This is a genomic window from Methylobacterium sp. B1, assembly GCF_000333255.1.
GTDB lineage: Bacteria > Pseudomonadota > Alphaproteobacteria > Rhizobiales > Beijerinckiaceae > Methylobacterium > Methylobacterium fujisawaense.
Map to the genome: position 1 here is coordinate 1 of NZ_BACT01000653.1, position 23,629 is coordinate 23,629.

The 23,629-nt window shown below is 70.5% G+C and carries 23 protein-coding genes, 1 pseudogene and 1 riboswitch; of the genes and pseudogenes, 7 read left to right on the forward strand and 17 right to left on the reverse strand.

Translation table 11 applies throughout. The features are described from left to right. Nucleotides 1-260, reverse strand: a pseudogene (locus tag I53_RS34605) (hypothetical protein); the annotation flags it as partial. Between the two features lie 390 nt (nucleotides 261-650). Next, complete coding sequence (locus I53_RS19260) at nucleotides 651-1,040, reverse strand: EF-hand domain-containing protein (RefSeq protein WP_043353662.1); 390 nt, start codon at nucleotides 1,038-1,040, stop codon at nucleotides 651-653. A gap of 940 nt (nucleotides 1,041-1,980) precedes the next feature. On the opposite strand from I53_RS19260, the gene I53_RS19265 reads away from it, so the two are divergent. After that, nucleotides 1,981-2,187 (forward strand): hypothetical protein, encoded by a 207-nt coding sequence (locus tag I53_RS19265; protein ID WP_043353665.1) that lies wholly within the window; start codon nucleotides 1,981-1,983, stop codon nucleotides 2,185-2,187. 90 nt (nucleotides 2,188-2,277) lie between these two features. Here the strand turns inward: I53_RS19265 and I53_RS19270 are convergent, their stop codons facing one another. The 3 genes from I53_RS19270 to I53_RS19280 all read right to left on the reverse strand — a co-directional run bounded on the left by I53_RS19270 (nucleotide 2,278) and on the right by I53_RS19280 (nucleotide 4,041). Then, nucleotides 2,278-2,973: a VIT family protein gene (locus I53_RS19270; protein ID WP_043353666.1), complete on the reverse strand. Its 696-nt coding sequence runs from the start codon at nucleotides 2,971-2,973 to the stop codon at nucleotides 2,278-2,280. 298 nt (nucleotides 2,974-3,271) lie between these two features. After that, nucleotides 3,272-3,523: a hypothetical protein gene (locus I53_RS19275; protein ID WP_043353668.1), complete on the reverse strand. Its 252-nt coding sequence runs from the start codon at nucleotides 3,521-3,523 to the stop codon at nucleotides 3,272-3,274. A 257-nt stretch (nucleotides 3,524-3,780) separates the two neighbouring features. Beyond that, nucleotides 3,781-4,041 (reverse strand): hypothetical protein, encoded by a 261-nt coding sequence (locus I53_RS19280; protein ID WP_043353670.1) that lies wholly within the window; start codon nucleotides 4,039-4,041, stop codon nucleotides 3,781-3,783. 293 nt (nucleotides 4,042-4,334) lie between these two features. Here I53_RS19280 and I53_RS19285 point away from each other — a divergent pair, with 293 nt between their 5' ends. Together I53_RS19285 and I53_RS19290 are read left to right on the forward strand one after the other, a co-directional pair. After that, nucleotides 4,335-4,586 carry a hypothetical protein gene (locus I53_RS19285; protein ID WP_043353672.1) on the forward strand — a complete coding sequence of 84 codons (252 nt, stop codon included), beginning with the start codon at nucleotides 4,335-4,337 and terminating at the stop codon, nucleotides 4,584-4,586. Nucleotides 4,587-4,689: 103 nt separating this feature from the next. Then, nucleotides 4,690-5,265, forward strand: a complete 576-nt coding sequence (locus I53_RS19290) for a phospholipase A2 family protein (RefSeq protein WP_107059924.1) — start codon at nucleotides 4,690-4,692, stop codon at nucleotides 5,263-5,265. A 104-nt stretch (nucleotides 5,266-5,369) separates the two neighbouring features. Here I53_RS19290 and I53_RS19295 read toward each other — a convergent pair whose 3' ends face one another. Further along, nucleotides 5,370-5,825, reverse strand: coding sequence for a hypothetical protein (locus I53_RS19295; RefSeq protein ID WP_043353674.1), 456 nt, complete (start codon nucleotides 5,823-5,825; stop codon nucleotides 5,370-5,372). Between the two features lie 128 nt (nucleotides 5,826-5,953). Between I53_RS19295 and I53_RS19300 the strand changes: the two genes are divergently transcribed. After that, complete coding sequence (locus I53_RS19300; protein ID WP_043353676.1) at nucleotides 5,954-6,772, forward strand: hypothetical protein; 819 nt, start codon at nucleotides 5,954-5,956, stop codon at nucleotides 6,770-6,772. A 160-nt stretch (nucleotides 6,773-6,932) separates the two neighbouring features. On the opposite strand, the gene I53_RS19305 is transcribed toward I53_RS19300, so the two are convergent. The 7 genes from I53_RS19305 to I53_RS19335 form a co-directional block, all read right to left on the reverse strand. After that, the gene (locus I53_RS19305; protein WP_043353677.1) at nucleotides 6,933-10,106 is read right to left on the reverse strand and encodes an efflux RND transporter permease subunit; all 3,174 of its coding nucleotides are present in this window, start codon (nucleotides 10,104-10,106) and stop codon (nucleotides 6,933-6,935) included. A 147-nt stretch (nucleotides 10,107-10,253) separates the two neighbouring features. Beyond that, the gene (locus I53_RS19310; protein ID WP_051044899.1) at nucleotides 10,254-11,432 is read right to left on the reverse strand and encodes an efflux RND transporter periplasmic adaptor subunit; all 1,179 of its coding nucleotides are present in this window, start codon (nucleotides 11,430-11,432) and stop codon (nucleotides 10,254-10,256) included. A 57-nt stretch (nucleotides 11,433-11,489) separates the two neighbouring features. Next, on the reverse strand, nucleotides 11,490-11,807 hold the full coding sequence (locus I53_RS19315) for a hypothetical protein (protein ID WP_251982370.1): 318 nt from the start codon (nucleotides 11,805-11,807) through the stop codon (nucleotides 11,490-11,492). Nucleotides 11,808-12,343: 536 nt separating this feature from the next. Continuing rightward, a complete protein-coding gene (locus tag I53_RS19320) occupies nucleotides 12,344-13,513 on the reverse strand; it encodes an MFS transporter (RefSeq protein ID WP_043353679.1) in 1,170 nt (389 codons plus the stop codon). 7 nt (nucleotides 13,514-13,520) lie between these two features. After that, a complete protein-coding gene (locus tag I53_RS19325; protein WP_043353681.1) occupies nucleotides 13,521-14,816 on the reverse strand; it encodes an arsenic transporter in 1,296 nt (431 codons plus the stop codon). Nucleotides 14,817-14,850: 34 nt separating this feature from the next. Continuing rightward, complete coding sequence (gene arsC / locus I53_RS19330) at nucleotides 14,851-15,288, reverse strand: arsenate reductase (glutaredoxin) (RefSeq protein ID WP_043353683.1); 438 nt, start codon at nucleotides 15,286-15,288, stop codon at nucleotides 14,851-14,853. After that, nucleotides 15,281-15,640 (reverse strand): helix-turn-helix transcriptional regulator, encoded by a 360-nt coding sequence (locus tag I53_RS19335; RefSeq protein ID WP_043353685.1) that lies wholly within the window; start codon nucleotides 15,638-15,640, stop codon nucleotides 15,281-15,283. The genes arsC and I53_RS19335 overlap by 8 nt, the downstream gene beginning before the upstream one ends. Nucleotides 15,641-15,690: 50 nt before the next feature. Between I53_RS19335 and arsH the strand changes: the two genes are divergently transcribed. Together arsH and I53_RS19345 are read left to right on the forward strand one after the other, a co-directional pair. Beyond that, on the forward strand, nucleotides 15,691-16,437 hold the full coding sequence (gene arsH, locus I53_RS19340; protein ID WP_043353686.1) for an arsenical resistance protein ArsH: 747 nt from the start codon (nucleotides 15,691-15,693) through the stop codon (nucleotides 16,435-16,437). A gap of 226 nt (nucleotides 16,438-16,663) precedes the next feature. Next, a riboswitch (Fluoride riboswitch) is annotated at nucleotides 16,664-16,736 on the forward strand. Nucleotides 16,737-16,777: 41 nt separating this feature from the next. Continuing rightward, nucleotides 16,778-18,187: a voltage-gated chloride channel family protein gene (locus tag I53_RS19345; protein WP_043353688.1), complete on the forward strand. Its 1,410-nt coding sequence runs from the start codon at nucleotides 16,778-16,780 to the stop codon at nucleotides 18,185-18,187. 336 nt (nucleotides 18,188-18,523) lie between these two features. Here I53_RS19345 and I53_RS19350 read toward each other — a convergent pair whose 3' ends face one another. The 4 genes from I53_RS19350 to I53_RS19365 all read right to left on the reverse strand — a co-directional run bounded on the left by I53_RS19350 (nucleotide 18,524) and on the right by I53_RS19365 (nucleotide 22,591). Next, nucleotides 18,524-20,215, reverse strand: coding sequence for a HAMP domain-containing methyl-accepting chemotaxis protein (locus I53_RS19350; RefSeq protein ID WP_043353690.1), 1,692 nt, complete (start codon nucleotides 20,213-20,215; stop codon nucleotides 18,524-18,526). Nucleotides 20,216-20,354: 139 nt separating this feature from the next. Next, the gene (locus tag I53_RS19355) at nucleotides 20,355-21,332 is read right to left on the reverse strand and encodes a sigma-70 family RNA polymerase sigma factor (protein WP_051044900.1); all 978 of its coding nucleotides are present in this window, start codon (nucleotides 21,330-21,332) and stop codon (nucleotides 20,355-20,357) included. A 61-nt stretch (nucleotides 21,333-21,393) separates the two neighbouring features. Beyond that, the gene (locus tag I53_RS19360; RefSeq protein ID WP_043353692.1) at nucleotides 21,394-21,810 is read right to left on the reverse strand and encodes a cupin domain-containing protein; all 417 of its coding nucleotides are present in this window, start codon (nucleotides 21,808-21,810) and stop codon (nucleotides 21,394-21,396) included. Nucleotides 21,811-21,841: 31 nt separating this feature from the next. Beyond that, on the reverse strand, nucleotides 21,842-22,591 hold the full coding sequence (locus I53_RS19365; RefSeq protein ID WP_043353694.1) for an NAD(P)H-binding protein: 750 nt from the start codon (nucleotides 22,589-22,591) through the stop codon (nucleotides 21,842-21,844). Nucleotides 22,592-23,220: 629 nt separating this feature from the next. Here I53_RS19365 and I53_RS19370 point away from each other — a divergent pair. Further along, a complete protein-coding gene (locus I53_RS19370) occupies nucleotides 23,221-23,550 on the forward strand; it encodes a CsbD family protein (RefSeq protein ID WP_043353703.1) in 330 nt (109 codons plus the stop codon). Nucleotides 23,551-23,629 lie beyond the last annotated feature (79 nt).

Genomic DNA, 23,629 nt, shown 5'->3' on the forward strand with positions numbered 1-23,629 from the left:
GCCGACGGCGCGGCCGGCAAGACCGAAAGGCGTCTGGGGCGGATCCTGGCCTTTGCGACCTGATCGTCCGTGAGGCGAACGCGCCTGGCCCGTTCCGGCTCTGGAACAGCCGCCGGCGTCCCCCCCGGGCCCGCGATCCTGGGCGGGTGCCGCGCACCGGTCAGCAGGGCCCGCAACGCGTCGGCGGCGGCGGGCCACCCCGTCGCGACGAGGAAGCCGCCGACGACGGCCACCGGCACGATGAGGAGATGCTTGAGCATATCTGTGTCATGGGCGGCGGCCCACGCGCGCGTGGTCCCGCGCGTGGTCCCGGAGGCGCTGTTCGAGGCAGGGGCACCGGGACGGCGGATCGACCCGCCGGCCGGCGCGGCGAAGGCCGGGTGCCGGTCACACGGGTGGCGCCGGGCTCGCCGAACGGCGTGGCCATGGCGGCGGCGCCCCATCTGCGGTCGGCCTCCGATCCGCACCTCATCGCGCGCCCGCACCCCGACCTTTCGCCCGTGGAAGGCGCCGGGTGCGCCGGCACGCTCATGCCTCATGGGATCGCCGACCCGCCTCATCGCCGGCCCAAGGCCGGGCTGGGCGGAGGACGAGGTGGCGGCTGCGCGGGCTGGTCCCGCTCGGTCTCTGCGGCTTGCTGTGAGCTTCGACTACCGATCCGAGAAGAATTTCCGAAGCTCCTCGGGGGTTACCTTTCCATCCTTGTTGGCGTCGACCGCGTTGAAGAGACGCTTATGGATAGCCGTCACTTCGTCGAACGAGAGAGAACCGTCCCCGTCCGTATCCGCAATCGCGAACATCATCCGCATTCGGAGGCCGCCGTCCATCATGTGGTCCATCATGCCACACATGCCGCCATGGCCCAGCCCTCCCATGCCGCTCATCATGCCCCGCCCCATCATGCTGGGTCGATTGGGCGGGGAGGCTGGGTCCGGCGTGTTCTCCGGGCCCGTTGATGTCTGAGCACCTGCGCTGGACAGCGAGCCGGCCGCGAGGAGTGTGGTGAGGGCCGTCACCTGCACCAGTGTCGCCAGCGTCATGAAACCCTCCCCAGCGAGAGATGTCCCTCGTCACGCGCAATGTCGCCAGCGATGCGGTCGGCCGTGGGCGCAACTGAATTCAGGTTACCTGCCCCGAGGGGTCACACATTGATGTTGATCAACCGCTCAGGACCTCAGGATCGGCGTTCGATCTGAGGCATGCCATTCCGTCGGCATCGCCACGTCCTGGGCGCCGGATGCGCCCCGGCCATCGAAGTCCCTCGCGGGGCCCGCTGGGGGTGTCACCGATACCCGGTTGGGGTGTGATGGCGAGACCGGCGGTGCAGGCGCGCATGACGGCATGCGTCGTGGCGGCTGCGCCCGTCCTGGCGATCCGGCGCAGGGGCAGACCCGCTCCGCTGATGCCGCTCCGCCCCCCGCGCTTCGACAAAGCGGCCGGGCGGCACGCGACGCTCGGCTCCCGCAGGCCCGGTGGAGTTCGAGAACCGGCCCGAACCCGCTGAGTGTGGTGTCCACCGTGCCGGCAGCAATCCGCGCGTTCGCAACGGACTCGGGAACAGCGGCTTGGCGTTGATCTGGCTCAACGACGCGAGGCTGACCTTGTATGCGAGTTCGACTTCGATCGGCCGGTCGCTGGAGCGCGAACAGGTAGGCTCATCATGACTGCGACCACCGCGGCACCCGCACGGCCTGAACCCGACACCGCGAGAGTCACCTCTGCCCAGCGCGAAGCCTCGGCGCGCGCCGTCGCGGTCGTCTCCGGTGCACGACCGACGCGGCGGCAGTTGCCCGGATGCCATGTGCCGCGACGTCATCGTCGCGTCGGACGTCGCTATCTGCCAGTATCCGTCTCAACAAACCGAAATGGATCAAGGCCCTGGCCATCGCCGCTTCCCTTGCCGACACGAGGGCTTGCGCACGTTCAAGCGGTCCGCTCCGGGGGCAAGTCTCGGCTCGGCCGTCCAAGAGGGAGGGGTCCATGCAGAGCGGCAAGGAGTTTATCGACACCCTGAAACGTGAGCACGCCCGCCTCGGCCGGCTGGTCGACGTCATCGATAACGGTCGTTGGTGGACGACGGACACGCCGGGCCGCCCGGCAGTCGCCGATCTGGACAAGCAGGCGAAACTCCTGGTGAGCGTCATCGATGAGATTGACCGTGTTGTCGGGCAGATCGGCTCGCGCTGAGCCCGACGCTGTGTAACGCGCGCAACAGCAATGCCGCCCAGCGCTCCGTGATCCTTGGCTTGCGCCTCCGCCGTGTCTCCGGCCGAGCGGTCACACAACCTTGCCGACGAGATGCCCGATCCCCGCGGTGACCGCCATCGCCAGGGCCCCCCAGAACGCAACCCGCGCGGTCGCCCGCGGGATCGCTGCGCCGCCCACCTTCGCGCCCAACGCTCCGAGCACAGCGAGGAACGTCAGCGAAGCTGCGGACACCGAGACGACGAGATAGTCGGCCGGAGAGACCGCGGCCACGAGAAGGGGCATGGCCGCGCCCGCGGAGAACGTCGCCGCCGAGGTCAGCGCAGCCTGGATCGGGCGCGCCGTGGTGAACGTGGAGATGCCGAGTTCGTCCCTGGCATGGGCGCCGAGGGCGTCCCGCGCCATCAGCTGGTCGGCGACCTTCAGCGCGAGATCGTGGTCGAGGCCGCGCGAGACGTAGATCCCCGCAAGCTCCTCCCGCTCGGCCGCCGGGTCCTGTTCGAGCTCGCGCCGCTCGCGCGCGAGGTCGGCCCGCTCCGTATCGGATTGGGAGCTCACCGAGACGTACTCACCGGCCGCCATCGACATCGCGCCGGCGACGAGGCCCGCCGTACCGGCGACCAGGATATCGCTGGCGGCGGCGGCGGAGGCCGCCACGCCGACGATCAGACTGGCCGTGGATACGAGCCCATCGTTGGCGCCCAGCACCGCGGCACGCAACCAGCCGATGCGCTCGATCAGGTGGCTTTCCGCATGGCGCGCGCGCATCGGCGTCAGCCTCTCTCGGCGGGTGTGGATCTGCCGCTGCCGGGAAGTATGCGACGCAGGGCGCGCTCGTGCCAGAGGTGGCGATGCGCCGAGGCGGCTGTGGCGCGGGGAGGCCCGCTCGGGCCGGGCGTTTCCGCCGGGCCCGAGCCAGATGGAACGGCCGACCTCGCCCGTGCGAGGAGATCGGCAGGACCCGGGTCACACCCGGCGGGTCATCCCTCAGAAGCCCCGACGGTTTCGGCTGCGCGCCTGTCCCGGCAGCGCCAGGCGTGCCCGCTCGGGCTGAGCGGCCGACGGCTCAGCCGCGCTTCGCCTGCTTGAAGCTCTGTATGGCCTCCCGACAGCCGGTGGAGAGCTTCGCCATGTTCTTCTCGAAGCAGGCCTGCGTTCCGGGACCATCCTCCGGGGTCAGGTCGCCGCAGAAGGTCGTGAAGTCGCCCATGCATTGCTGCTGGAACGCCGCCTTCTCGTCGGCGGACATCGGCGCGGCCCAGACGGAGGTTGCCGCGGTGGACAGAAACAGAACGGTCGTGACCAAACGTATCGGCATGGCGATGCCCCTTCGGCTCGATGAATCCGGTCGGTAAGTCGAATGGGTCGAAAGCGGTTGCACGCCGGCGGGCCCGTCGGCGTTGGCCCGGACAGCCGGCGCCGGACGGTGCCCCGGCGGGCGTTCCGGACGGGGCCCTCAGCGGATCTGTGGCCCGGCGCGGTGCAAGGGCGACGATGACCGCGCTGGAGAGCCCGACCGCCCGCGGAACTGCGCCCCGACCGGCCGACAGGGCCGGAAGGGGCGCAGCAGGTGCGTCAGCGGTGGGTTCCGGTCGAACCGGTGCCGGACGTACCGGTGGCCGTGCCGCCGGTCCGCGTGGTCGAACCGGTCGATTCCATCCCGCCGGACTTCATCTCGTGTCCGGGAGCATAGCCGGATGCGCCGGGGCTCCCCGCCCGGCTTCCGCGGTCCTGCATCTCGTGGCCAGGCGCCTTGGACGAAGCCCCCTGCTCGGCGGCCATGGCGCTGCCGCCGAGAGCGAGAGTGGCGAGAATGATGATCGGGAAGCTTCGCATTGAGCGTCTCCTGTGTTGGAGCCCCTAAACGGCAGGGTGGCCGCGACCGTTCCAGAAAAATTCGATGTCTCGAAAGTATCGCCCGATGTTCGAAGACCGGAGATATCGCCGACCTTAATACTGAAGAAATTCTTTGAGGTTGTTCCTGCCGATCTGTCGCACGTCTGGCCGGCTCAAACGGCGCATCTCAGTCGTCGCATGGGCCCATGGTGCTGCGCGGCGCGTGGAACGGATTTGCCCCGAGCGCCGTATCTGAGCCGCACCGGGACCAATCCCGCTGCGAGGGAGGCTCCATGTTTCGCACGCCAACGTTGTTCCTGCTCGGCGCACTGACCTTGGCGGGAGGCGTTCTCGGGACCTCGTCCGCCGCCCTGGCCGATCCGCCCTGGGCCCGTGGGGAACGCGGCTTCCGCCCCGGCGGCCCGCCTGCATGGGCGCCCGCGCACGGGTATCGCCGCCATCGCGACATGGGCGGCTACGGCCGCAGGGATGCGCGCGTCTTCGAGGAGCGTCGCTACCGCGGGTACCGCGACGACCGCTACTAGATCCGTCGCGGGCATATCCTCGCCTCGCCGGCCCGGGCAAACCGCACCCCGCTTGGGCCGAGACACCTTGCGCGCGCCTGCGCCGTAGCCATCGGGACCGGTCATGACCCTCGTCCGTGCGATTGTCCTCGCGGTTGTCGTCCTGACCTCTCAGGGGGCGCTCGCACAGGCGCCTGTGGCGCCTCCATCCGCCGAAGACGGGGAGCCTCGCCCCGGGCCGCCCCCGCCCCTTCCGGATGTCTCCGATCCGAACGGGCGGGCCGGCGGGGCCCTGAACGAGCCCGACGAACGGTCCGATATCCCGAAGACGCTCCGTTCGTCCGGATCCAAGGCCGGCGGCCCGGCCAACGACCTGAACCCGGGCGGCCGCGCCGAGGCGCCGGCCCCGCCCAAGGGCGAGCTTGGCCAAGTCATTGCCGGCAAGGAACTGTTTCACGGCAACTATTGCGGGAAGGGGCAGCGCGGCGAGGGGTTGCCGCCGACCGACGACCTGGACGCCGCATGCATGCGCCACGATGCCTGCTATGACACGGCCGGGTACAGTTCATGCGCCTGCGACGCGACGCTGAAACGGGAGGCCTCCATCGTCTCGGACAGCCCGAAGGTGACGCTGGAAGTCCGGCGCAGGGCCCTCAGCGTGATCGAGGCGACGGCGGCGATGGACTGCCGCGCCCCCTGATCCCGGTCGGTGGACCGGCTCCTCGGCCGGGACTTCGGAAGTCGCGCCCGTCCCGCACCGCCGCGGGACCGGCGGCGGCGCAGGCCGCGCGCCGGCAGATCACCCTACGGCCGCACATAGCTCCACCCCTGCTCCTGTCGCTCCATGATCTGCACGACGCCGGAGGGAACGATCGTCGCCTGCGGCAGCAGCGGGATCGGATGCCCCTCGGCCTTCTCCATGGCGGTCTTGGTGTTGTTGCAGGCCGAGAACTGGATCTTCGACGGGAAGCCGGACTCGGCGAAATGCGCGATCCGGTCGGCCACGGTGGATTTGTCGGCCCGATACATGGCGAGGCCCGGCCCGAAGGCGACGATGTCGATCTCCACCGCCTCGTTCTTGGCGCGGTAATGATCGACCACGTTGGTGGCGTTGTTGAGCGTCAGGTTCATCGTGGCCGGGTCGGCTGTGTCCACCTGGAACACGACGCGGTGCCCCCTGCCCGTCTCTGCGGCGGAGACCGGGGCGGCGGCGAGCCCGGCCAGCAGGAACAGGATCGGGCGTCGGGGGAGCTGTCGCATGGCTGATCTCCGGTCAGGGCCGGCGCCTGTCGGAGCCCGTGACTTTGGCCCAGGCCCGGCGCCCGTGATAGCGAAGCCGCGGCTCCGAAGTCGATCCGGATCGGCGGTGCGATGCCGGGGAAGCGGCCGTGGCAGCGATATGGGTAACAGCCCTGGTCCGGGCGCTGGCCTCGGGAACCGTCGTCGTGCTGGCCTCCGTGCTGGCGGAACTCCTCGGACCGGTCTGGGGCGCCCTCATCGTCAGCCTGCCGGTCTCGGCCGGGCCGGCCTACCTGTTCATGGCCTTGGAACACGATACCGACTTCGTCGCCGGGGCGGCCCTCAACGGCTTCGCCGCCAATGCGGCGACGGGCCTGTTCCTGACCGTCTACGCCCTGCGGGCCAGCGGCCGGGATCTGGGCTCGACCCTCGGTCCGGCGACGCTGGCATGGCTGGCGGTGGCCATCCCCGTATCCGCCGCGTCCTGGACGCCGCTGACGGCCCTCGGGCTCAACGCGCTCGTCTATGGCGCGGGGACCCTCGCGACCCGGCAGGCGGTGCGAACCTCCCTCGTCCGGAGCGCGGTCGTCGCGCGGCCGCGACCGGTGGATCTCCTGGCCCGAGCGACGGCCGTGGCCCTGTTCGTGGCGGTTGTCCTGGCTGTCAGTTCGGCCCTGGGACCGGCGCGGACCGGGGTGGTCGCCGCCTTTCCGGTCACCCTGACGAGCACCTTCGTGATCCTGCATCGCCGGATCGGCGGGGGCTCGATGGCACGCTTGGCCAGCATTGCGATCCGGGGCGTCTTCGGCTTCGGCCTGGCGCTGCTCACGCTTCACCTGACGGTCCAGGCCCTCGGTGCCGCCGCCGCCCTGTGTGCCGCCCTCCTCGTCTCTTTGATCTACTCGGCCGGGCTTCTCATCCTGCAGCGCCGGCCCAGTCCGAAGGAGCCCGGCATCGTCACGCGGTGAAGCGGCGGGGCGTCTGATCCCCGGTGTCGCGGTACGCTCGACCGCCCTGTTGCGGGGGACGCGCCAGGAGCCGAAATCCTCGCGGCGGCGTCAGGCTGGACCCGCCACGCCGCCCCCCGGGACCCGACGCAATCCGGGATGCGCGCCCTCCGTCACGGTGTCAGACCCTCTCGGGCGCCGAGGATGCGGTCCCGGTCGGCACAGGCTGCCGCCCCTGCGCGCGCCGCTCCTCGACGCGCTGCAGGATGACGTAGAAGCACGGCACGAACAGCACCGCCAGGCAGGTCGAGGCCAGCATCCCGCTGAACACCGTGATGCCGATCGACTTGCGCGCGGCAGCGCCGGCCCCGGAGGCGGTGACGAGGGGCAGGACGCCGAGGATGAAGGCGAACGAGGTCATCAGGATCGGGCGGAAGCGCAGCCGCGACGCCTCCACGGCCGCGGCCGCGATGTCGAGACCGGCCTGCCGCTTCTCGCGGGCGACCTCGACGATCAGGATGGGCGTCTTGCTCGCCAACGCGATCAGCAGGATCAGGCCGATCTGCGTGTAGAGGTTGTTGGCGACGCCGAGCAGCAGCAGCGCCCCGACCGTGCCCAGGAGCGCCAGCGGCACCCCGAGCAGGACCGCCAGCGGCAGGATCCAGCTCTCGTACTGGCCGGCCAGGACCAGGTAGACGAGGAGGATGGCGAGCCCGAACACGAGGTAGATCTGCGCGCCGACCGCCTTCTCCTGGTACGACATCGCCGTCCAGTCATAGCCCGTGCCCGGCGGCAGCACCTTGGCGGCGATCTGCTGCATCAGGTCCAGCGCCTGCCCGGAGCTGAAGCCCGGCGCCGCCCCGCCCACGATCGTGGCCGTCGGGTAGAGGTTGTAGAGGCTGATCAGGGACGGGCCCTGCACGGTCTTGATCTCCACGATGGTGCCGAGCGGCACCATCGCCCCGTTGCCGGCCCGCACCTTCAGGTTCTCGACGTCCTCGGGGCGGAGCCGGTAATCGGGCGCGGCCTGCACGTAGACCTGGAAGGTCCGGCCGAACTTGTTGAACTGCGTGACGTAGGACGACCCCACGTAGCTCGAGAGCGTCGAGAAGACCTGCCCGACCGTGACGCCGAGCGCCTCGGCCTTGATCCGGTCCACTGCGATCGCGATCTGCGGCACGCCGGCCCGGAACGAGGTGTTGAGCTTCCGCAAGCCCGATTGCGCGTTTCCGTCGGCGACGATCGTCCGGGCGAGGCTCTCCAGCAGGGGGTAATCGAAGTCGCCGTTGCGCAGCTCCACCTGCATGGTGAAGCCGCTGGCATTGCCGATGCCCTGGATCGGCGGCGGGATGAGCACGAAGGTCGCGGCGTCCTCGACGCCCTCCAGCATCGTGTTGAAGCGGTCGTAGAGGCTGCGCAGATCCTGGCCCTTCTCCCGGGCCCGGGCGTCCCAGTCCTTGAGGACGACGTAGGCGACACCGGCATTGGGCAGGGTGGCGTTGGAATCGAGGACCGAGATGCCGCTGATGGTGAGCACGTTGTCAACGCCGGCCGTCGCCTTCGCCTGCGCGCTGATGCGCTGCATCACCGCGTCGGTGCGCTCCTTCGAGGCCCCGTCGGGCAGCTGGGCCCCGATCAGCACGTAGCCCTGATCCTCCGTGGGCAGGAAGGCGGTGGGCAGGCGGGTCAATCCCCATCCCGCCAGGCCGATCAGCAGGAGCGCGAGGACGGCCATGAGGCCGCTGCGCCGGACCATGTGGGCGATCAGCCGGGCGTACCAGCCCTCGACGACCCCGTAGACGCGGTTGAAGCCGCGGTAGAACAGGTTCCGCTTCTCCGGCGGCACCGGCTTGCGCAACCACAGGGCGCATTGAGTCGGCTTCAGCGTGGCGGCGTTGATCGCGCTGATCAGCGCGGTGGCGGCGATCACCAGGGCGAACTGCTTGTAGAGCTGCCCGGTCAGGCCGGGGAGGAACGCGGCCGGCACGAAGACCGACATGAGCACCAGGGTGATGCCGATGATCGGGCCGAACAGCTCCTCCATCGCCTTCTCGGCCGCCGCCCGGGGCGAGAGGCCCTCGTCGATATGGTGGGCCACGCCCTCAACGATCACGATGGCGTCGTCCACCACGATGCCGATCGCCAGCACGATGGCGAACAGCGTCGAGAGGTTCACGCTGAAGCCCATCGCCGCCATGGCGGCGAAGGCGCCGATGATGGTCACCGGCACCGTCGTCGCCGGCACCAGCATGGCCCGCCAGTCCTGGACGAAGACCAGGATGACGATCAGGACCAGCACGGCGGCCTCGAACAGCGTCCTGTAGACCTCGTGGATCGAGGCCTGGACGAACGCGGTCGTGTCGAACGGGATGGCGTAGACGAGGCCCGGCGGGAAGGTCTTGGCGAGTTCGGCCATCCGGGTGCCGACGGCGTTCGCCACCGTGAGCGCGTTCGCCTCCGGCAGCTGGTAGATGCCGATGCCGGCGGCGGCCTGACCGTTCAGGGTGAAGGACTGGCTGTAGGTCTGCGCGCCGAGTTCGACCCGGCCGACGTCGCGCAGGCGGGTGATGCGGCCGCCGTCCTGCGCGTCCGCCTTGATGATGATGTTCTCGAAGTCCGGGGCGTCGTTGAGCCGCCCGTTGATGTTGAGGGTGTACTGGAAATCCTGTCCGGTCGGCACCGGCGGCATCCCCAGGGCCCCGGCGGTGACCTCCTGGCTCTGCTGCTGCACGGTGTTGATGATGGCGTCGGGGGTGAGGCCCCGGGCCTGGAGCAGATCGGGGTCCAGCCAGATCCGCATCGCGTACTGGCCGGCGCCGAACACTGTGACGTTGCCGACGCCGGGGAGCCGGGCCAGCTCGTTCTGCACGTTGATCACGCCGTAATTCGACAGGAACAGGCTGTCGAACTTCCCGTCGGTGGCCGACAGCGTCACGAATTGCAGGATTGCGGTGGATTTCTTCTGGGTCGTGACGCCCTGGACCTGGACCGCCTGCGGCAGCGAGGACATCGCGATCGCGACGCGGTTCTGCACCAGCACCTGCGCCTGATCGCCGTCCGTCCCGATCGCGAAGGTGACCGTGAGGGTGTAGGTGCCGTCGCTCGCGCTGGTCGACTGCATGTAGAGCATGCCCTCGACGCCGTTGACCTGCTGCTCGATCGGCAGCGCCACCGTGTCGATCACCGTGCGGGCGCTCGCACCCGGATAGCGCGTGGTGACCTGGACCGTCGGCGGCACGACGTTGGGGTATTGCGACACGGGCAGGTTGAGGAGCGACACCGCGCCGACCAGCACCATGATCAGGGCCAGCACGTTGGCCAGGACCGGCCGCTCGATGAAGAAGCGCGAGATCATGCCGTTGGCCCTCGGTGCCGGCGTCTCAGGGGCGGTCCGCCGCATCGGCGGGCCGCGGATGGGCGGATGCCGGCCTCCGGTGACCGGGCGGATCGGTGCCCTGGACCATCGGTCTCGCGGGCTCGGCCGGGCGCACCGGCCGGTGTCTCACCGCTGAAGCGGCGCCGGGCTTGGGGAGGCCTCGGCCACCGCCGACTTCTGGGGTGCGATCTTGGCCCCGGGGATGGCTCGCTGGATGCCGTCCGTGACGACCCAGTCGCCGGGGGCGAGCCCCGCCTCGATCACCCGGTACCGCCCGTCCCGCGCCCCGAGCGTCACCACCCGCTGCGCGACCGTGTTGTCGGCCCCGACCGTGAGCACGTAGCTGCCCTGCTGGTTCGTCCCGATGGCGTCGTCGCGGACCAGCAGCGCCTTGTCGTCGCGGCCGACCGGGATCCGGACCCGCACGAACAGGCCCGGGAGGAGCGCGTGATCGCCGTTCTCGATGAGCGCCCGGGCCAGCAGGGTGCCGGTGGACGGATCGACCTGCGGCGCGAGGTAGTCGAGCCGGCCGGTATGCGGATAGCCGGTCTCGGTCTGCAGGCCGATCTCCACCGGTATCTTGGCCAGATCGCCCAGCGGCTGCTGCGTCGCGCGCAGGTGCTGCTTGACCAGCAGCACCTGCTGCTCGCTGACGTTGAAGTAGACGTAGAGCGGATCGATGCGGACGAGCTGCGCCAGCTTGGTCGGCCCGCTGATGCCGACGAGCGCCCCGACATCCGCCAGGTGGTTGGTGACCACGCCGTCGAAGGGCGCGGAGACCTGCGTGTAGCCGAGGTTGATGGTGGCGATGTCGAGGTTGGCCTGCGCCTCCATGACGGCGGCGCTGGCTTGGTCCTGCTTGGTCTTCGCGTCCTCGACCCGGGCCTGCGAGGCGAATTCCTGCCGCCCCAGCGTGGATTGGCGCTGATATTCGGACTGGGCGTTCGCCAGGGCGGCCTGCTGCGCCGCCAGGGCGCCCTGCGCCTGCTTGAGCTGCGCCTCGTAGGTGTTGCGCTGGATGGCGAAGAGCGGCGCGCCCGCCTTCACCACGGTGCCGTCCTTGTAGGTGATCGCCTCCAGAAAGCCCTGGACCCGCGCCTCGAGATCGACGGCCGCGAACGCCTTGGTGTTGCCGGTGAGTTCGAAGTAGCGCGTCACCGTGCGCACGACCGGCTGCGAGACCGAGACGCCGGGCGGCGGTGGCGGGACGTACTGGTTCGAATCGCGGCAACCGGCAGCGCATCCGGCGATGGCCGCGAGGGCGAGAAGACGGACGGATCCGGGAAGCTGCAGCACGATCGGCACGGCCGGCCCTCAACCTGAGATCGTTACGGATGGTCTTTGGCCTCGGTCCTGCCGCGGCTACTGACCATCCTCGGCCTTGGCTTCCCGGGCGAGGGTCAGGCATTCGAGCAGATCGACATAGCTGGGCAGGCCGTCGAGTTGCGCTTCCGCCGCGCAGCGTGTCCGGTCACCGGCCGGGTAGCTGGACCACTTTTTTTCGACCTCGGCCCGCGCCGACCCCTCATCCTCGAGGCAGAGCGTCTGCCGGCCGGCATCGAGGGTCATCTGCTGCGTCGCCGCCCGGCAGCTGCCGTGAACGTCGAAGACCGGCATCGTGTCCGAGACCGGCGTCGCCAACGCCAGCTCCATCAGCAGGGCAGGAACGGCAAACATCATGATCGACACACCCGCGCAGCGCGCCAACCGGACAACCCGGTCGATCCTGACTTTGGCGGCCCAACACAGATGCCCCGCCCTGCGACAATACAGGTTCGATGCGCAAACGGGCCCGATTCGGTCGCCTTTGCTCTATCGATAGCACATTTCGCAGCTGAGCCATGGCCTCAAAAATTGTTATCAACCAAGGCGGACCACCGAATCCCGAGATCCCCCGGCAGATCGGGCCCACGATGTATTTACGTCTTATTTAAACGTCCCAACCGATACGGGACAGCAACAGACCCAATGATACACCTGCATCACGGTATTTCGGCGCCCCCAGGATCGACGGCCCGCGATGATTCATTTGTGAAAGACGGGCGCCGCCAAGGCGAGGGGATCGGCCGGTCTTGGACCCGGCGGAGTGGGACGATGGACCGAGCCCCGAACAGCCGAACATGCAGGGTTCGTCGCGGTCGCGCGATCCCCCCTCCCGTCGGCCGGCCGGACGGGGCCGGTGTCGCGATCCCCTGCCTGTCGGCTTGGCCGCCGTCTCACCGCTCTGTGCGGTGGAGATGCCACAGCGCGCCGACCAGCCCGAGATTGGCGAGGCTCAGGGCGAGCAAGAGCCACAACAGGGCCTCCGGGCTGGCCTGGGTCAGCACGAACGCGCCGGCCGGCGGGGCGAGCGCCTGCGCGACCAGCCCCGGCCGCGCCAGGCGGCCGACCACCAGCGGGTAGCGCACCGGACCGAACAGGGCCAAGGGCACCGTGCCTCGCGCGATCGAATAGATCCCGTTGCCGCCGCCGTAGAGCACCAGCCAGATCCCGACGCCCGGCAGCCCCAGGGCCAGCAGCACCAAACCCAGCGCCACCAGGCCCAGGGCGGCGGTGAGAGTCCACAGCGGGTGATGCCGCCCTTCGAACGACATCTCCACGATGCGGGCGCCGACCTGCGCCGGGCCGATCAGCGCCGCGTAGGACACGGCGGACGCCAGCGCCACGCCCCGCGCCTGCAGCAGCGTCAGCAGATGCACCGACACCAGCGCCATGATCGCGCCGCCGAGGACCAGCACCCCGGCGAACAGCCGGAACGCCCGCCGCTCGGAGGCGGACAGAGGGCCGGTGCGCGCCGCGCGGTGCTCCGCCGCCGCCGCCGGCGGGTTCGGGATCAGCAGGAGCACCAGCGGCAGCGTGACCCCGAGGTGCAGGCCGGCATAGGCGAGGCAGGCGCCCCGCCAGCCGACCTGCGCGACCAGGAACGCCGAGAGCGGCCAGCACACGGTGCTGGCGAACCCGCCCCACAGGGTCAGGGTGGTGATCGCCGGCCGTGCCGCCGCCCCGTAGAGGCGCCCGAGGGTGGCGAAGGCCGGATCGTACAGGCCGCAGCCCATGCCGAGCCCCAGCAGAAGCCAGCCGGCCAGGTAGACCGGCAGGACCGGCGCGGCGGCCAGCGTGATCAGGCCGGCCGCCAGCAGCAGCGCCGCCAGCGCCAGAACCGGACGGCCGCCGTGGCGGTGGATCGCCGCCCCGACATGCGGCGCGGCGAACGCGGCAACGAGGAGCCCGAGGGACAGACCGCCGACCACCCAGGCCAGCGGCCAGCCGGTGCTCTCCGCCACCGGGCCGGCGAGCACGGCGGGCAGGTAGAACGAGGACCCCCAGGCGAGGATCTCGATCACGCCGAGGGCGGAGATCACCGGCCAGCGCCGTCCCCCGGACACGCGCGGCCTACCGGGGACCGAGCAGCGGCAGCCAGGCCGCCAGCGCCAGCAGCGTGGCCAGCAGCACGGGCGGGGTGATGACCAGGCCGACCTTCATGTACTGGCCCCAGGTGATCCTCTGGCCCTTGCTGTCCAGGACATGCAGCCAGAGCAGGGTGGCGAGGCTGCCGATCGGCGTGAACTTCGGCCCGAGGTCGCAGCCGATCACGTTGGCGTAGACCATCAGCTCGCGGGTCAGCGGCGACAGGTCCGGCGCCCGCTCGATCGCGAGCGCCCCGATCAGCACGCTCGGCATGTTGTTCATCAGCGACGACAGGATCGCGGCGGCAAAGCCGGTGCCGATGGTGGCGGCCCACGGGCCGTGGCCGGCGAGCCAGACCAGGCCCTTCGCCAGCGCGTCGGTCAGGCCGGCGTTCCGGAGGCCGTAGACCACGAGGTACATGCCGAGGCTGAACAGCACGATCTGCCAGGGGGCGCCGGTCAGCACCTTGCGGATCGGGATGATCCCGCCCCGGTTGGCGAGCAGCAGGAGCACCGCGGCGCCGGCGCAGGTGACGGCCGACACCGGCACCCCGAACGGCGCGGTGACGAAGTAGGCGGCGAGCAGCACGCCGAGCAGCGGGAACGCCGCCCGGAACACCAGCGGATCGCGGATCGCGTCGGCCGGGCGTTCGAGGGCATCGACCGGGTAGGCTTCCGGCACGTCGCGCCGGAAATAGGCCCCCAGCACCAGCAGCGTCGCCGCCAGGGACACCAGGTTCACCGGCACCATCACGGCGGCGTACCGGCCGAAGGTCACGGCGAAGAAGTTGGCGGAGACGATGTTGACCAGGTTGGAGATCACCAGCGGCAGGGAGGTGCTGTCCGCCACGAACCCGCAGGCGACGATGAACGCCAGGGCCGCCGCCGGCTTGAAATCGAGCCGGAGCAGGATCGCCAGCACGATCGGCGTCAGCAGCAGCGCCGCGCCGTCGTTGGCGAACACCGCCGCGATGGCCGCGCCGAGGAGCACGACCAGCGGGAACAGCCGCCGGCCCCGGCCGCCGCCCCAGCGGGCGATGTGCAGGGCCGCCCAATGGAAGAACCCGGCCTCATCGAGCAGCAGGGAGAGGATGATGAGCGCCACGAAGGTGAACGTGGCGTCCCAGACGACATGCCAGACCACCGGAATGTCGCCCGGATGGATCACGCCCGCGGCGAGAGCGACCCCCGCGCCGGCCAGTGCGCTCCATCCGATCCCGAGGCCCCTGGGCTGCCAGATGACGAACACGAGGGTGGCAAGGAAAATGGCGAGCGCGAGCATCCGGGCGATTTCGTCTTATGGGTCGGTGTGAGGCTCAGGCCGTGGCGACGCGGCGGCCGTGCTCGTCCACGACCCGCTCACCGTCTTCCTTGACGAACTCGCCCTGCTGCACCGGCAGAAGATCGAGCACGGCTTCCGACGGTCGGCACAGGCGCACGCCCTTGGGCGTGACCACCAGCGGGCGGTTGAGGAGGATCGGGTGCGCCGCGATGGCGTCCAGGAGCTGCGCATCCGTCAGCGCGGGATCGCCGAGGTTCAGCTCCGCGAACGGCGTGCCGCTCTCCCGCAGCACCGCACGCACCGACAGACCGGCGCGGGCCAGGAGCTGCACCAGCAGCGCCCGCGCGGGCGGGGTTTTGAGGTACTCGATCACGTGCGGCTCGATGCCGGCGTTGCGGATCATCGCGAGGGTGTTGCGGGACGTGCCGCATTCGGGGTTGTGGTAGATCACGACGTCGAACGGCTCAGGCATGGGCGGTCTCTCCAAGGGCGGGGCAGCAGGGTGCCAGGGCGGCCATCGCCGGGGTGCAGACCTCCGGGCGGCCCTGGCAGCAATCTTTCATCAGGAAGGCGATCAGGCCGGACAGCGCCGGGTAGGCGGCGCTGTAGATGATCGAGCGGCCCGCGCGCCGCGAGGCGACCAGGCCCGCGTGGCTCAGTTCCTTGAGATGATGGGACACGGTGGCGGCGGAGACGCCCACCGCCTCGGCCAGCACGCCGGAGGCCAGCCCGTCCGGGCCGGCGGTCACGAGCACCCGCACCAGGCGCAGACGGTGCTCCTGGGCGAGGGCCGCGAAGGCGGCGAGGGCTTGCGGCTCGTCCATATTCGTTACAATCTTCAAATCACTCTTTGAACGTACAAGAAAGCTGAACCTTGGACAAGCCGCGCCAGCCTTTCACCGATGGCCTGCCGAACCTGAGCGCCGCGCATTTCGTGGTGCCGACCCGCGCGCGCCTGGAGGCGGTCAAGCCGCTCACCCACGCCCCCCGGTTCCTGATCCTCTACGGCTCCCTGCGGGAGCGCTCGTTCAGCCGCTTCCTCGCCTACGAGGCCGCCCGGCTCCTGGAAGCCATGGGCGGCGAGGTGCGGATCTACGACGCGCACGGCCTGCCCCTGCCCGACGACACGACCGCCGATCATCCGAAGGTGCAGGAGCTGCGCGACCTCTCGATCTGGTCCGAGGGCCAAGTGTGGGTGTCGCCGGAGCGGCACGGCACGCTGACCGGCGTGATGAAAAGCCAGATCGACTGGCTGCCGCTCTCCGAAGGCAGCGTGCGGCCGACCCAGGGGCGCACCCTGGCCGTGATGCAGGTGTCCGGCGGCTCGCAGAGCTTCAACGCCGTGAACAGCCTGCGGATTCTCGGCCGCTGGATGCGGATGATCACGATCCCGAACCAGTCGTCGGTCCCGATGGCCTACAAGGAGTTCGACGAGGCCGGCCGGATGAAGCCGGGGCCGCTCTACGAGCGCGTCGTGGACGTGTGCGAGGAGCTGATGAAGTTCACGCTGCTGACCCGGGAGCGGGCCGACGACCTCGTCGACCGCTACAGCGAGCGGAAGGAGCGCGCGCCGGAGCGCCTGAGCGCCGTGGCCGCCGACATCGGCTTTGTGAAGCGCTGAGACACCCCGCCGCCGATGCGACCGTCCACGCGGGCGCCGTCGTGATCGCGGCGGCGACCGGCCGCCCGTGGGGCAGGTCTGTGCGGGACCAGGGTCCCAGCGCCCCGAGGGCCGACCGGATCCGCTGTCTCCGCGTCCACCCTCGGGGGAGCGACGGGTTCGCCCCCCCCGCACGCCGCAGGCCTGCACGAAGGGCCTTGACGCGCTTCGGAGGGGTCCCGTATCTCTCGAGGACGGCAATGGTGTCTGCCGGGCCATCAAGGCCGAACCGCCGTCAGGCTGATGACTCCTACTTCTTGCGATCCCGCAAAGTCCTGCGGCGTCGCATCAAGGGGATGTCATGCGCGCAACCTTCCGAAATCTGTTCACACGCTTCAACGTAGCGGCCTTTGTCCGCACGCGGCACGATCATGCCGTCTCGGTTGCGCGCTGGATCCTGGTTCTGCTGCCCATGGCCGCCGCCGTGGGCTCCCTGTGCGCGGCCTTCCTCTGGAGCCTCGATGCGGCCACCCGGGCGCGCTTCGCCTATCCCGGGCTGCTGTTTCTCCTGCCGCTCGGCGGCTTGGCTATCGGGCTGCTCTACCATCGCTTCGGCCAGTCCGTGGAGGGCGGCAACAACCTCATCGTCGAGCAGATCCATGTGCCCGGGGGCGGCGTGCCCCTGCGCATGGCGCCGCTGATCTTCCTCGGCACGGTGGTCACGCATCTGTTCGGCGGATCGGCGGGCCGCGAAGGCACGGCCGTCCAACTGGGCGGCAGCCTCGCAAGCGCCTTCGGCAAGGCGGTCCGCCTGGATGCGCCGAGCTTCCGGATCATGCTGATGGCCGGGATCGCCGCGGGGTTCGGCGCCGTCTTCGGTACGCCACTGGCCGGCGCGGTCTTCGCGCTCGAGGTCCTCGCTGTCGGACGCGTCGAATATGCGGCCCTCGTGCCCTGCCTCGTCGCGGCCGTGGTCGGCGACTGGACCTGTCAGCTGTGGGGCATCGAACACGGGGTCTACCGTATCGACGACCACGCCGGAGCCGTCGGCACGCACATGGTCGAGCCGCTGCTCCTGGCCAAGGTCGCGGTGGCAGGCGTGGCCTTCGGACTGGCCGGCCTGGTGTTCGCCGAGGCGAACCACATGCTCGGCGGATGGTGCAAGCGGGTCATCGCCTTCGCGCCCCTCCGCCCCGTGGCGGGCGGCCTCGCGGTGATCGCCCTGGTCTACCTCTGTGGCACGCGGGATTACCTGGGACTGGGCGTCTGGTCGGCGGATCCGCACGGGCTGACCATCGCCCGCTTCTTCGGTCCGGAGGTGCATCCCTGGAGCTGGGCGCTCAAGATGCTGTTCACGGTCGTCACCCTGAGCGCCGGGTTCAAGGGCGGCGAGGTCACGCCGCTGTTCTTCATCGGCGCGGCCCTCGGCAACGCGCTGGCCGGGGTGCTGGGGGCGCCGGTGGATCTCCTGGCCGGCCTCGGGTTCGTCGCCGTGTTTGCCGGAGCGGCCAACACGCCGCTGGCCTGCACGCTGATGGGTATCGAGCTGTTCGGCGCCACGCACGGCGTCTACATCGCGACCGCCTGCTTCCTGGCCTACCTGTGCTCCGGGCACAGCGGCATCTACCTGTCGCAGCGCATCGCCGTCCCGAAGGTTTCCGTGGGCACCCTGCCGCCGGACGCCACCCTGCGCCATGCACGCACGCACCGCGCGGCCCGGCTGACCGCGCCGGCCCCCGTGTCGGCCCCCGTGTCGGCCCCCGACAGATAGGTGCGCCCCAGGGCTTCGACGCGTCCGGTCGTCCCGGCCGGGATCGGGATGGTGCGGGCATCTCCATGACGCGCGCCGACGACGCGCGCCGACAGGGCTGGACCACGCCAAGCCCGTTCCCTGGGGGGCTCCAGGCCCCTCTGCCGGGAACGGGTCGTGCAGGCGAAGGCCGACGGCCTGCTCAAGGCCGTCGGCCGAGGACGCCCCGGTCTCAATGGGCGCCACCCGGCCCCCGCAATCCGCGCCCTGCCCCTGCACCGCCGTCGGGCCGGCCCGCAAGCGGCGGAGCCGGCCCGCGCCGGGAGGGCGGACCGGGAGGATCCGGCCAGGGGCTCGTCAGGCGGCGCGGACGGTTGCGAGGAAGCGGGCGACCTCGGCACCGAGATGCTCGGACTGGCGCGAGAGTTCGGACGCGGAGGCGAGCACCTGGCTGGCCGCGGCGCCGGTCTCCTCGGAGGCCTGCGCGACGCCCGCGATGGTGCCGGTCACCGCGGTGGTGCCGGTCGAGGCCTGCGCCACGTTGCGCAAGATTTCATGCTTTGCCGCCCCCTGTTGCTCCACCGCCGCGGCGATTGAGGTCGCCACGCCGTCGATCTCCCGGATCCGCCCGGTGATCCCGCCGATCGCCGTCACGGCCTGCCCGGTCACCTCCTGCACCGCGCCGATCTGCCGGGCGATCTCCTCGGTCGCCTTGGCGGTCTGCTCGGCCAGCGCCTTCACCTCGGCAGCCACCACCGCAAAGCCCCGCCCCGCGGCGCCGGCCCGCGCCGCCTCGATCGTGGCGTTGAGCGCCAGCAGGTTGGTCTGCCCGGCGATCCCGGAGATCATCCCGACCATGTCGCCGATCCGGGCGGCGGTCTGGCTGAGCGCCTGGACCAGGGCGGCGGTCTGGTCGGCCTCGCCCACCGCCGATTGCGCGAGCCGGGCCGAGCCGGTGACCTGCCGGCCGATCTCCTGCACCGACGAGCCCAGCTCCTCCGCGGCGGCCGCCACGGTCTGGACGTTGGCGGCGGCCTCTTCCGCGGCGGCCGCCACGGTGGTGGATTGCGAGGCCGTCTCCTGGGCGGTGGCGGTCATCTGCCGGGCGGTGGCCTGCAGCTCCGTGGCCGAGGACGAGACCATGCCGACGACGCCGCCGACCGACCGCTCGAACCCGTCGGCGAGTTCGATCATGGTGCGCCGGCGCGCCTGGGCCGCGGCCGCGTCGGCCAGCCGCTTGACCTCGGCCTCCTCGGCGGCCTTGCGGGCGACCAGGGCCTTGATCCCCTCCACCGCCCGGCCGACCGCGCCGATCTCGTCGCCCCGGCCAGCCTCCCGGATCTCCGCCTCGATCTCCCCTTGCGCCATGCGTCGCAGGACGACGACCAATCTGCCGAGCGGGCGCGTGATGCCGACGATCGTCACGAGGGCGGCCGCAGCGAGCCCGACCAGCAAGCCGAGCGCGCTGAACGACACCAGGGAGATGCGGGTGGTGTTGGTCTGCTCGGTCAGTTCGGCCGAGCCCTTCTCCATCGCGCCATCGATGTCGTTCCCGAGCTTCGAACTGCCCTGCACCAGGGCGACGAAGGTCGGGTCGATCGTACGATGGACCAGCGCGAGGGCCTCGGCGTTCCGGCCCGCCAGGCAGAGCTGGCGAACCTCGGAAACCTGCTGGACGAACTGATGGATACGGGCCGCCTGCTCGTCGATGCGCGCGCCAAAATCCGGCGCGAGTCGGCGCAGGTCGGCCAGAGCCTTTGTCAGGGTGGGGATGGCGTCGTCGAATCCAGTGTTGGCCACCTTCATCTGAGCTTCGTCTGTCTCAGCGAGGATGCGATACAACCAGTAATTCATCTCGAAGACGCTGCGATTCAGGCGACGCGCCGTTGCAACCGCCTTCGCATCGCGATCGATGAAAGAACTATAGGCCTTATCGATCTGGCCGATCCGCGCCTGCGCAAACCAAATACAGCCACCGATCACTCCACCGATAAGCACGATGACCGCTGACAGCTTTGTCAATATTTTAGCGTTGGAGAGCAAGGACATGGTTCCACCTGTGTGCATCAGGCGAAACGTCAACGAACACGATTAAATTTCGATTCAAGTTTCCGTGATGCGGAGAGAGCCAGCGCGATTCCGGGGGCCTCGGGGCCGGGCGGATGCGCGGCCGCTCTCGGCGATGCGGTCAAGGAACCGCCCCTCCCGGGCGCCGCTCCGCGGATCCGCGCGGTTGCGGCTCCGCATGCGGCCCGGTGCCGGCTGCGCCCGCCACAGGGGGCAGGACCTGACGGAGCACATGGCGGAGCTTGTCGGGGTTGCGGGTGATGTAGAGGGCGGTGATCCGACCGTTCTCGATGGCGAGCGCGGTCGTCTGAAGGAGATCGCCGCGTTCCCGGCTGATGTATCCCGGCAATCCGTCGATCCAGACCGGCGCGACCAGCGCGGCCCGCTCGGGCCCCCATTTGCGCCGGACGCCCGCGAAGAGACGGAGCAGGCGCTCCGACCCGACGATGGGGTTGGGAAAGGCCAGGACCTTGCCGCCGCCGTCCGAGCAGAGCACCACGTCCTCCGCGAGCAGCGTGCGCAGGGTCGCGATGTCCCCGCTGGCGGAGGCCGCGAAGAAGGCATGGGCGATCCGTTCGCCCTCCTCCCGCGCCACGGGAAAGCGCGGCCGTGCGGACTGCACGTTCCGGCGGGCGCGCACCGCGAGTTGACGCACGGCGGCCGCCTCCCGATCAAGCGTGTCCGCCACCTCGCCGAGCGGGATGCCGAACACGTCGTGGAGCAGGAAGGCTGCGCGCTCGAGGGGCGAGAGGCGTTCCAGCGCCATCATCAGCGTCAGCGTGAGATCGTCCTCGTCCACGCCGTCCTCCCCCGTCTCGACCAGGGGCTCCGGCAGCCAGGCGCCGACATAGGTCTCCCGGCGGGCGCGGGCCGACTTCATCTGGTCGAGGCAGAGCCGGGTCACGATGCGGGCCAGAAACGGATACGGGGCCGCGACCGCGCCCCGATCCGCCGCGATCCAGCGCAGCCACGTGTCCTGCACCATGTCCTCGGCCTCGCTGCGGGAGCCGAGCATGCGGTAGGCGATGCGCAGGAGGCGCGGACGATGGGCCTCGAAGGTGGCGGTCGCCGCGTCGGTCTGCGTGTCGGTCGGCGGCATGGGATCTGTCTGCGGAGCGATGGCGAGACCCGGGGATCCTCGCACGCGGCCGGAGGGGGTGTCACCGCCGGTCCGGCACGGTCAGGTCGCGGTCGTCCGTGTCGACGACGAACACCGCGAGAAGGCGGGACGGCTCCGTGGCGCTGGCATTGGCGCTCACGGCATGGTGGTCGCCCGGCTGCTCCACGAAGCTCTCGCCGACCCGGAAGATCTGCTCAGGCCCGTCGTTGATGCGGCTGCGGATCGCGCCCTCGATCACCGCCGCGGTGATGAAGGCGGAGCGCGCATGCCTGTGGGCGGGGGAGGACCCGCCCGGCCCGTATGCGACGAGGACGCCGCGCAGACTCTTACCGGGGATGCCCGGCAGGGGGTGGTCGAAGATCGTCGTGACGCGGGCCTCGCCGGCCCGCAGCTCCGCCGCCCCGACCGGGAGCGCGAAGCCGGCCAGGCAAGCGGAGAGGATGAGTGCTTTGACCATGGGGGTTCGTCCAGCGTGGTGAGGGAGGCCGTCAGACGGTCGCGAGCCAGGTCGCGAAGCGCGTGGATCCGAGGCGCGCCGCGGCAGTGTCCTCGGGAACGAGCGAGCCCTTCTCCAGCGCGGCGCCGAAATACCGTGCGCCGCGGTCGGCCGACACCGCCCGGCGGTCGCCGGCGGCGGCGGCGCATCGGGCGACGAAGTCGCGGAAGGGCAGCCTGTCCGGTCCGGCGATCTCGATCGTCCGGCTGCGGGGCTCGTGGACGGCGACCTCCGCCAGCGCGGCCGCGACGTCGGCGGCGGCGATGGGCTGGAAATCGGCGTCGGGGACGACGATGCGATCGCCCACGACCGACGCCGCGGTGATCGTGGCGACGAACTCGAAGAACTGGGTTGCACGAACGATCGTGTAGGGCAGGCCGGACGCCACGATCAGCCGCTCCTGCGCGACCTTCGCCCGGAAGTATCCGTTCCCGTCCAGGCGATCCGTGCCGACGATCGAGAGGGCGACATGGTGCGTCACGCCGGCCCGACGCGCGGCGGCCAGGAGGTTGCGGCTCGACCGCTCGAAGAAATCGAGCACCGCCGCATCCTCGAAGGACGGTGCGTTCGCGACGTCGACCACGACCTCGGCGCCGACGAGAACCTCGGCGAGCCCCTCACCCGTCAGGGCGTCGACGCCCGTCCGCGGGGAGGCGGCGACGGCTTCGTGTCCCCTGCGGCCGAGTTCGGCGGTCAGCTGCCTGCCGATCAACCCGCTCCCGCCGATCACAACCACCTTCATGACGCGCGTCTCCTGCGTGAACCGGGCGGCGCGGCGGGGTGCCGCTGAGGCGCTCGTTCGACGTCAAGACGAGGGGACGACGCGGGATGTGACATGCCGTCGGAGAAAAAGGCGATGCCGCCGCGTGGGACGCCGTCCATGGCCACCACCGGACGCCAGCCCCCCTCCGGGCTGAGCGTCACGGGGTCGATCCGGGCCTCCCCCATCAAGCAGACCCGGAGGGCGTTCCAGCGGACAGTCCTGGCCAGTCCCGTGACGGTCTCGCCGACCGTGTCGGCGCCGGCACAGATGCGCCCGCGGGCGACCGGACGGCCTCCGACGCCCTTCGCCGGCTCGGCGACGTCCGCGCCTCCGACCAAACCGCCGATCCGCACAGGGTCCCGATTGAAGACGTCCGCGCCGGCGTCGCGTGCGGCTCAACCGATATCGCCTTCCGCGCGCCCCCGACGGGACAGCGCGCCATCCCGGAATGGCCAGGGTCCGTGGCGGAAGCCTGGACCCACTGGACTGGACCGCTCGCCTGGAACGCTTGGAGGAGGCCGCCGTTGCACCCGTCGCGAGAGGGTGGGCGTCGGGCTTGCGAGACCGCAGCCGATGCCAGCCCGAGACAGGATGTGAAGGGCAGCGCGATGATCGATACGGACAGGATCACGGGGGCCGCGCGCGCGTTCGGCGGCACGGTTCAGGGCTCGGTCGGCGACCTCGCCGGTTCGAACCGCCATGCGATCGAGGGCCGGCTCCGCGAAGCGCAGGGCACCGCCGAGAATCTCTACGGTCAGGCCAAGGATGCGGTCCGGCACGCGGCCGACGAGATCTCGGACCACGCCGCGGAGGCCTATGACCGGAGCCGTGCCTACGCGTGGGAAGGTCACCAGACCTCCGTCGCCTGGCCCCACGCTTCCTTGCTCGTCGCCGGGCTCGCGGGCTTCGGTCTGGGCTTGCTCGTCAGCAAGCTCTGAGCCGCGACGCCCGCTCGCATCGACACCGTCGGCGGCGTGGCCCTAGCGGATCTCCCAGGCGGGGCCGCTCGCGGGCCCG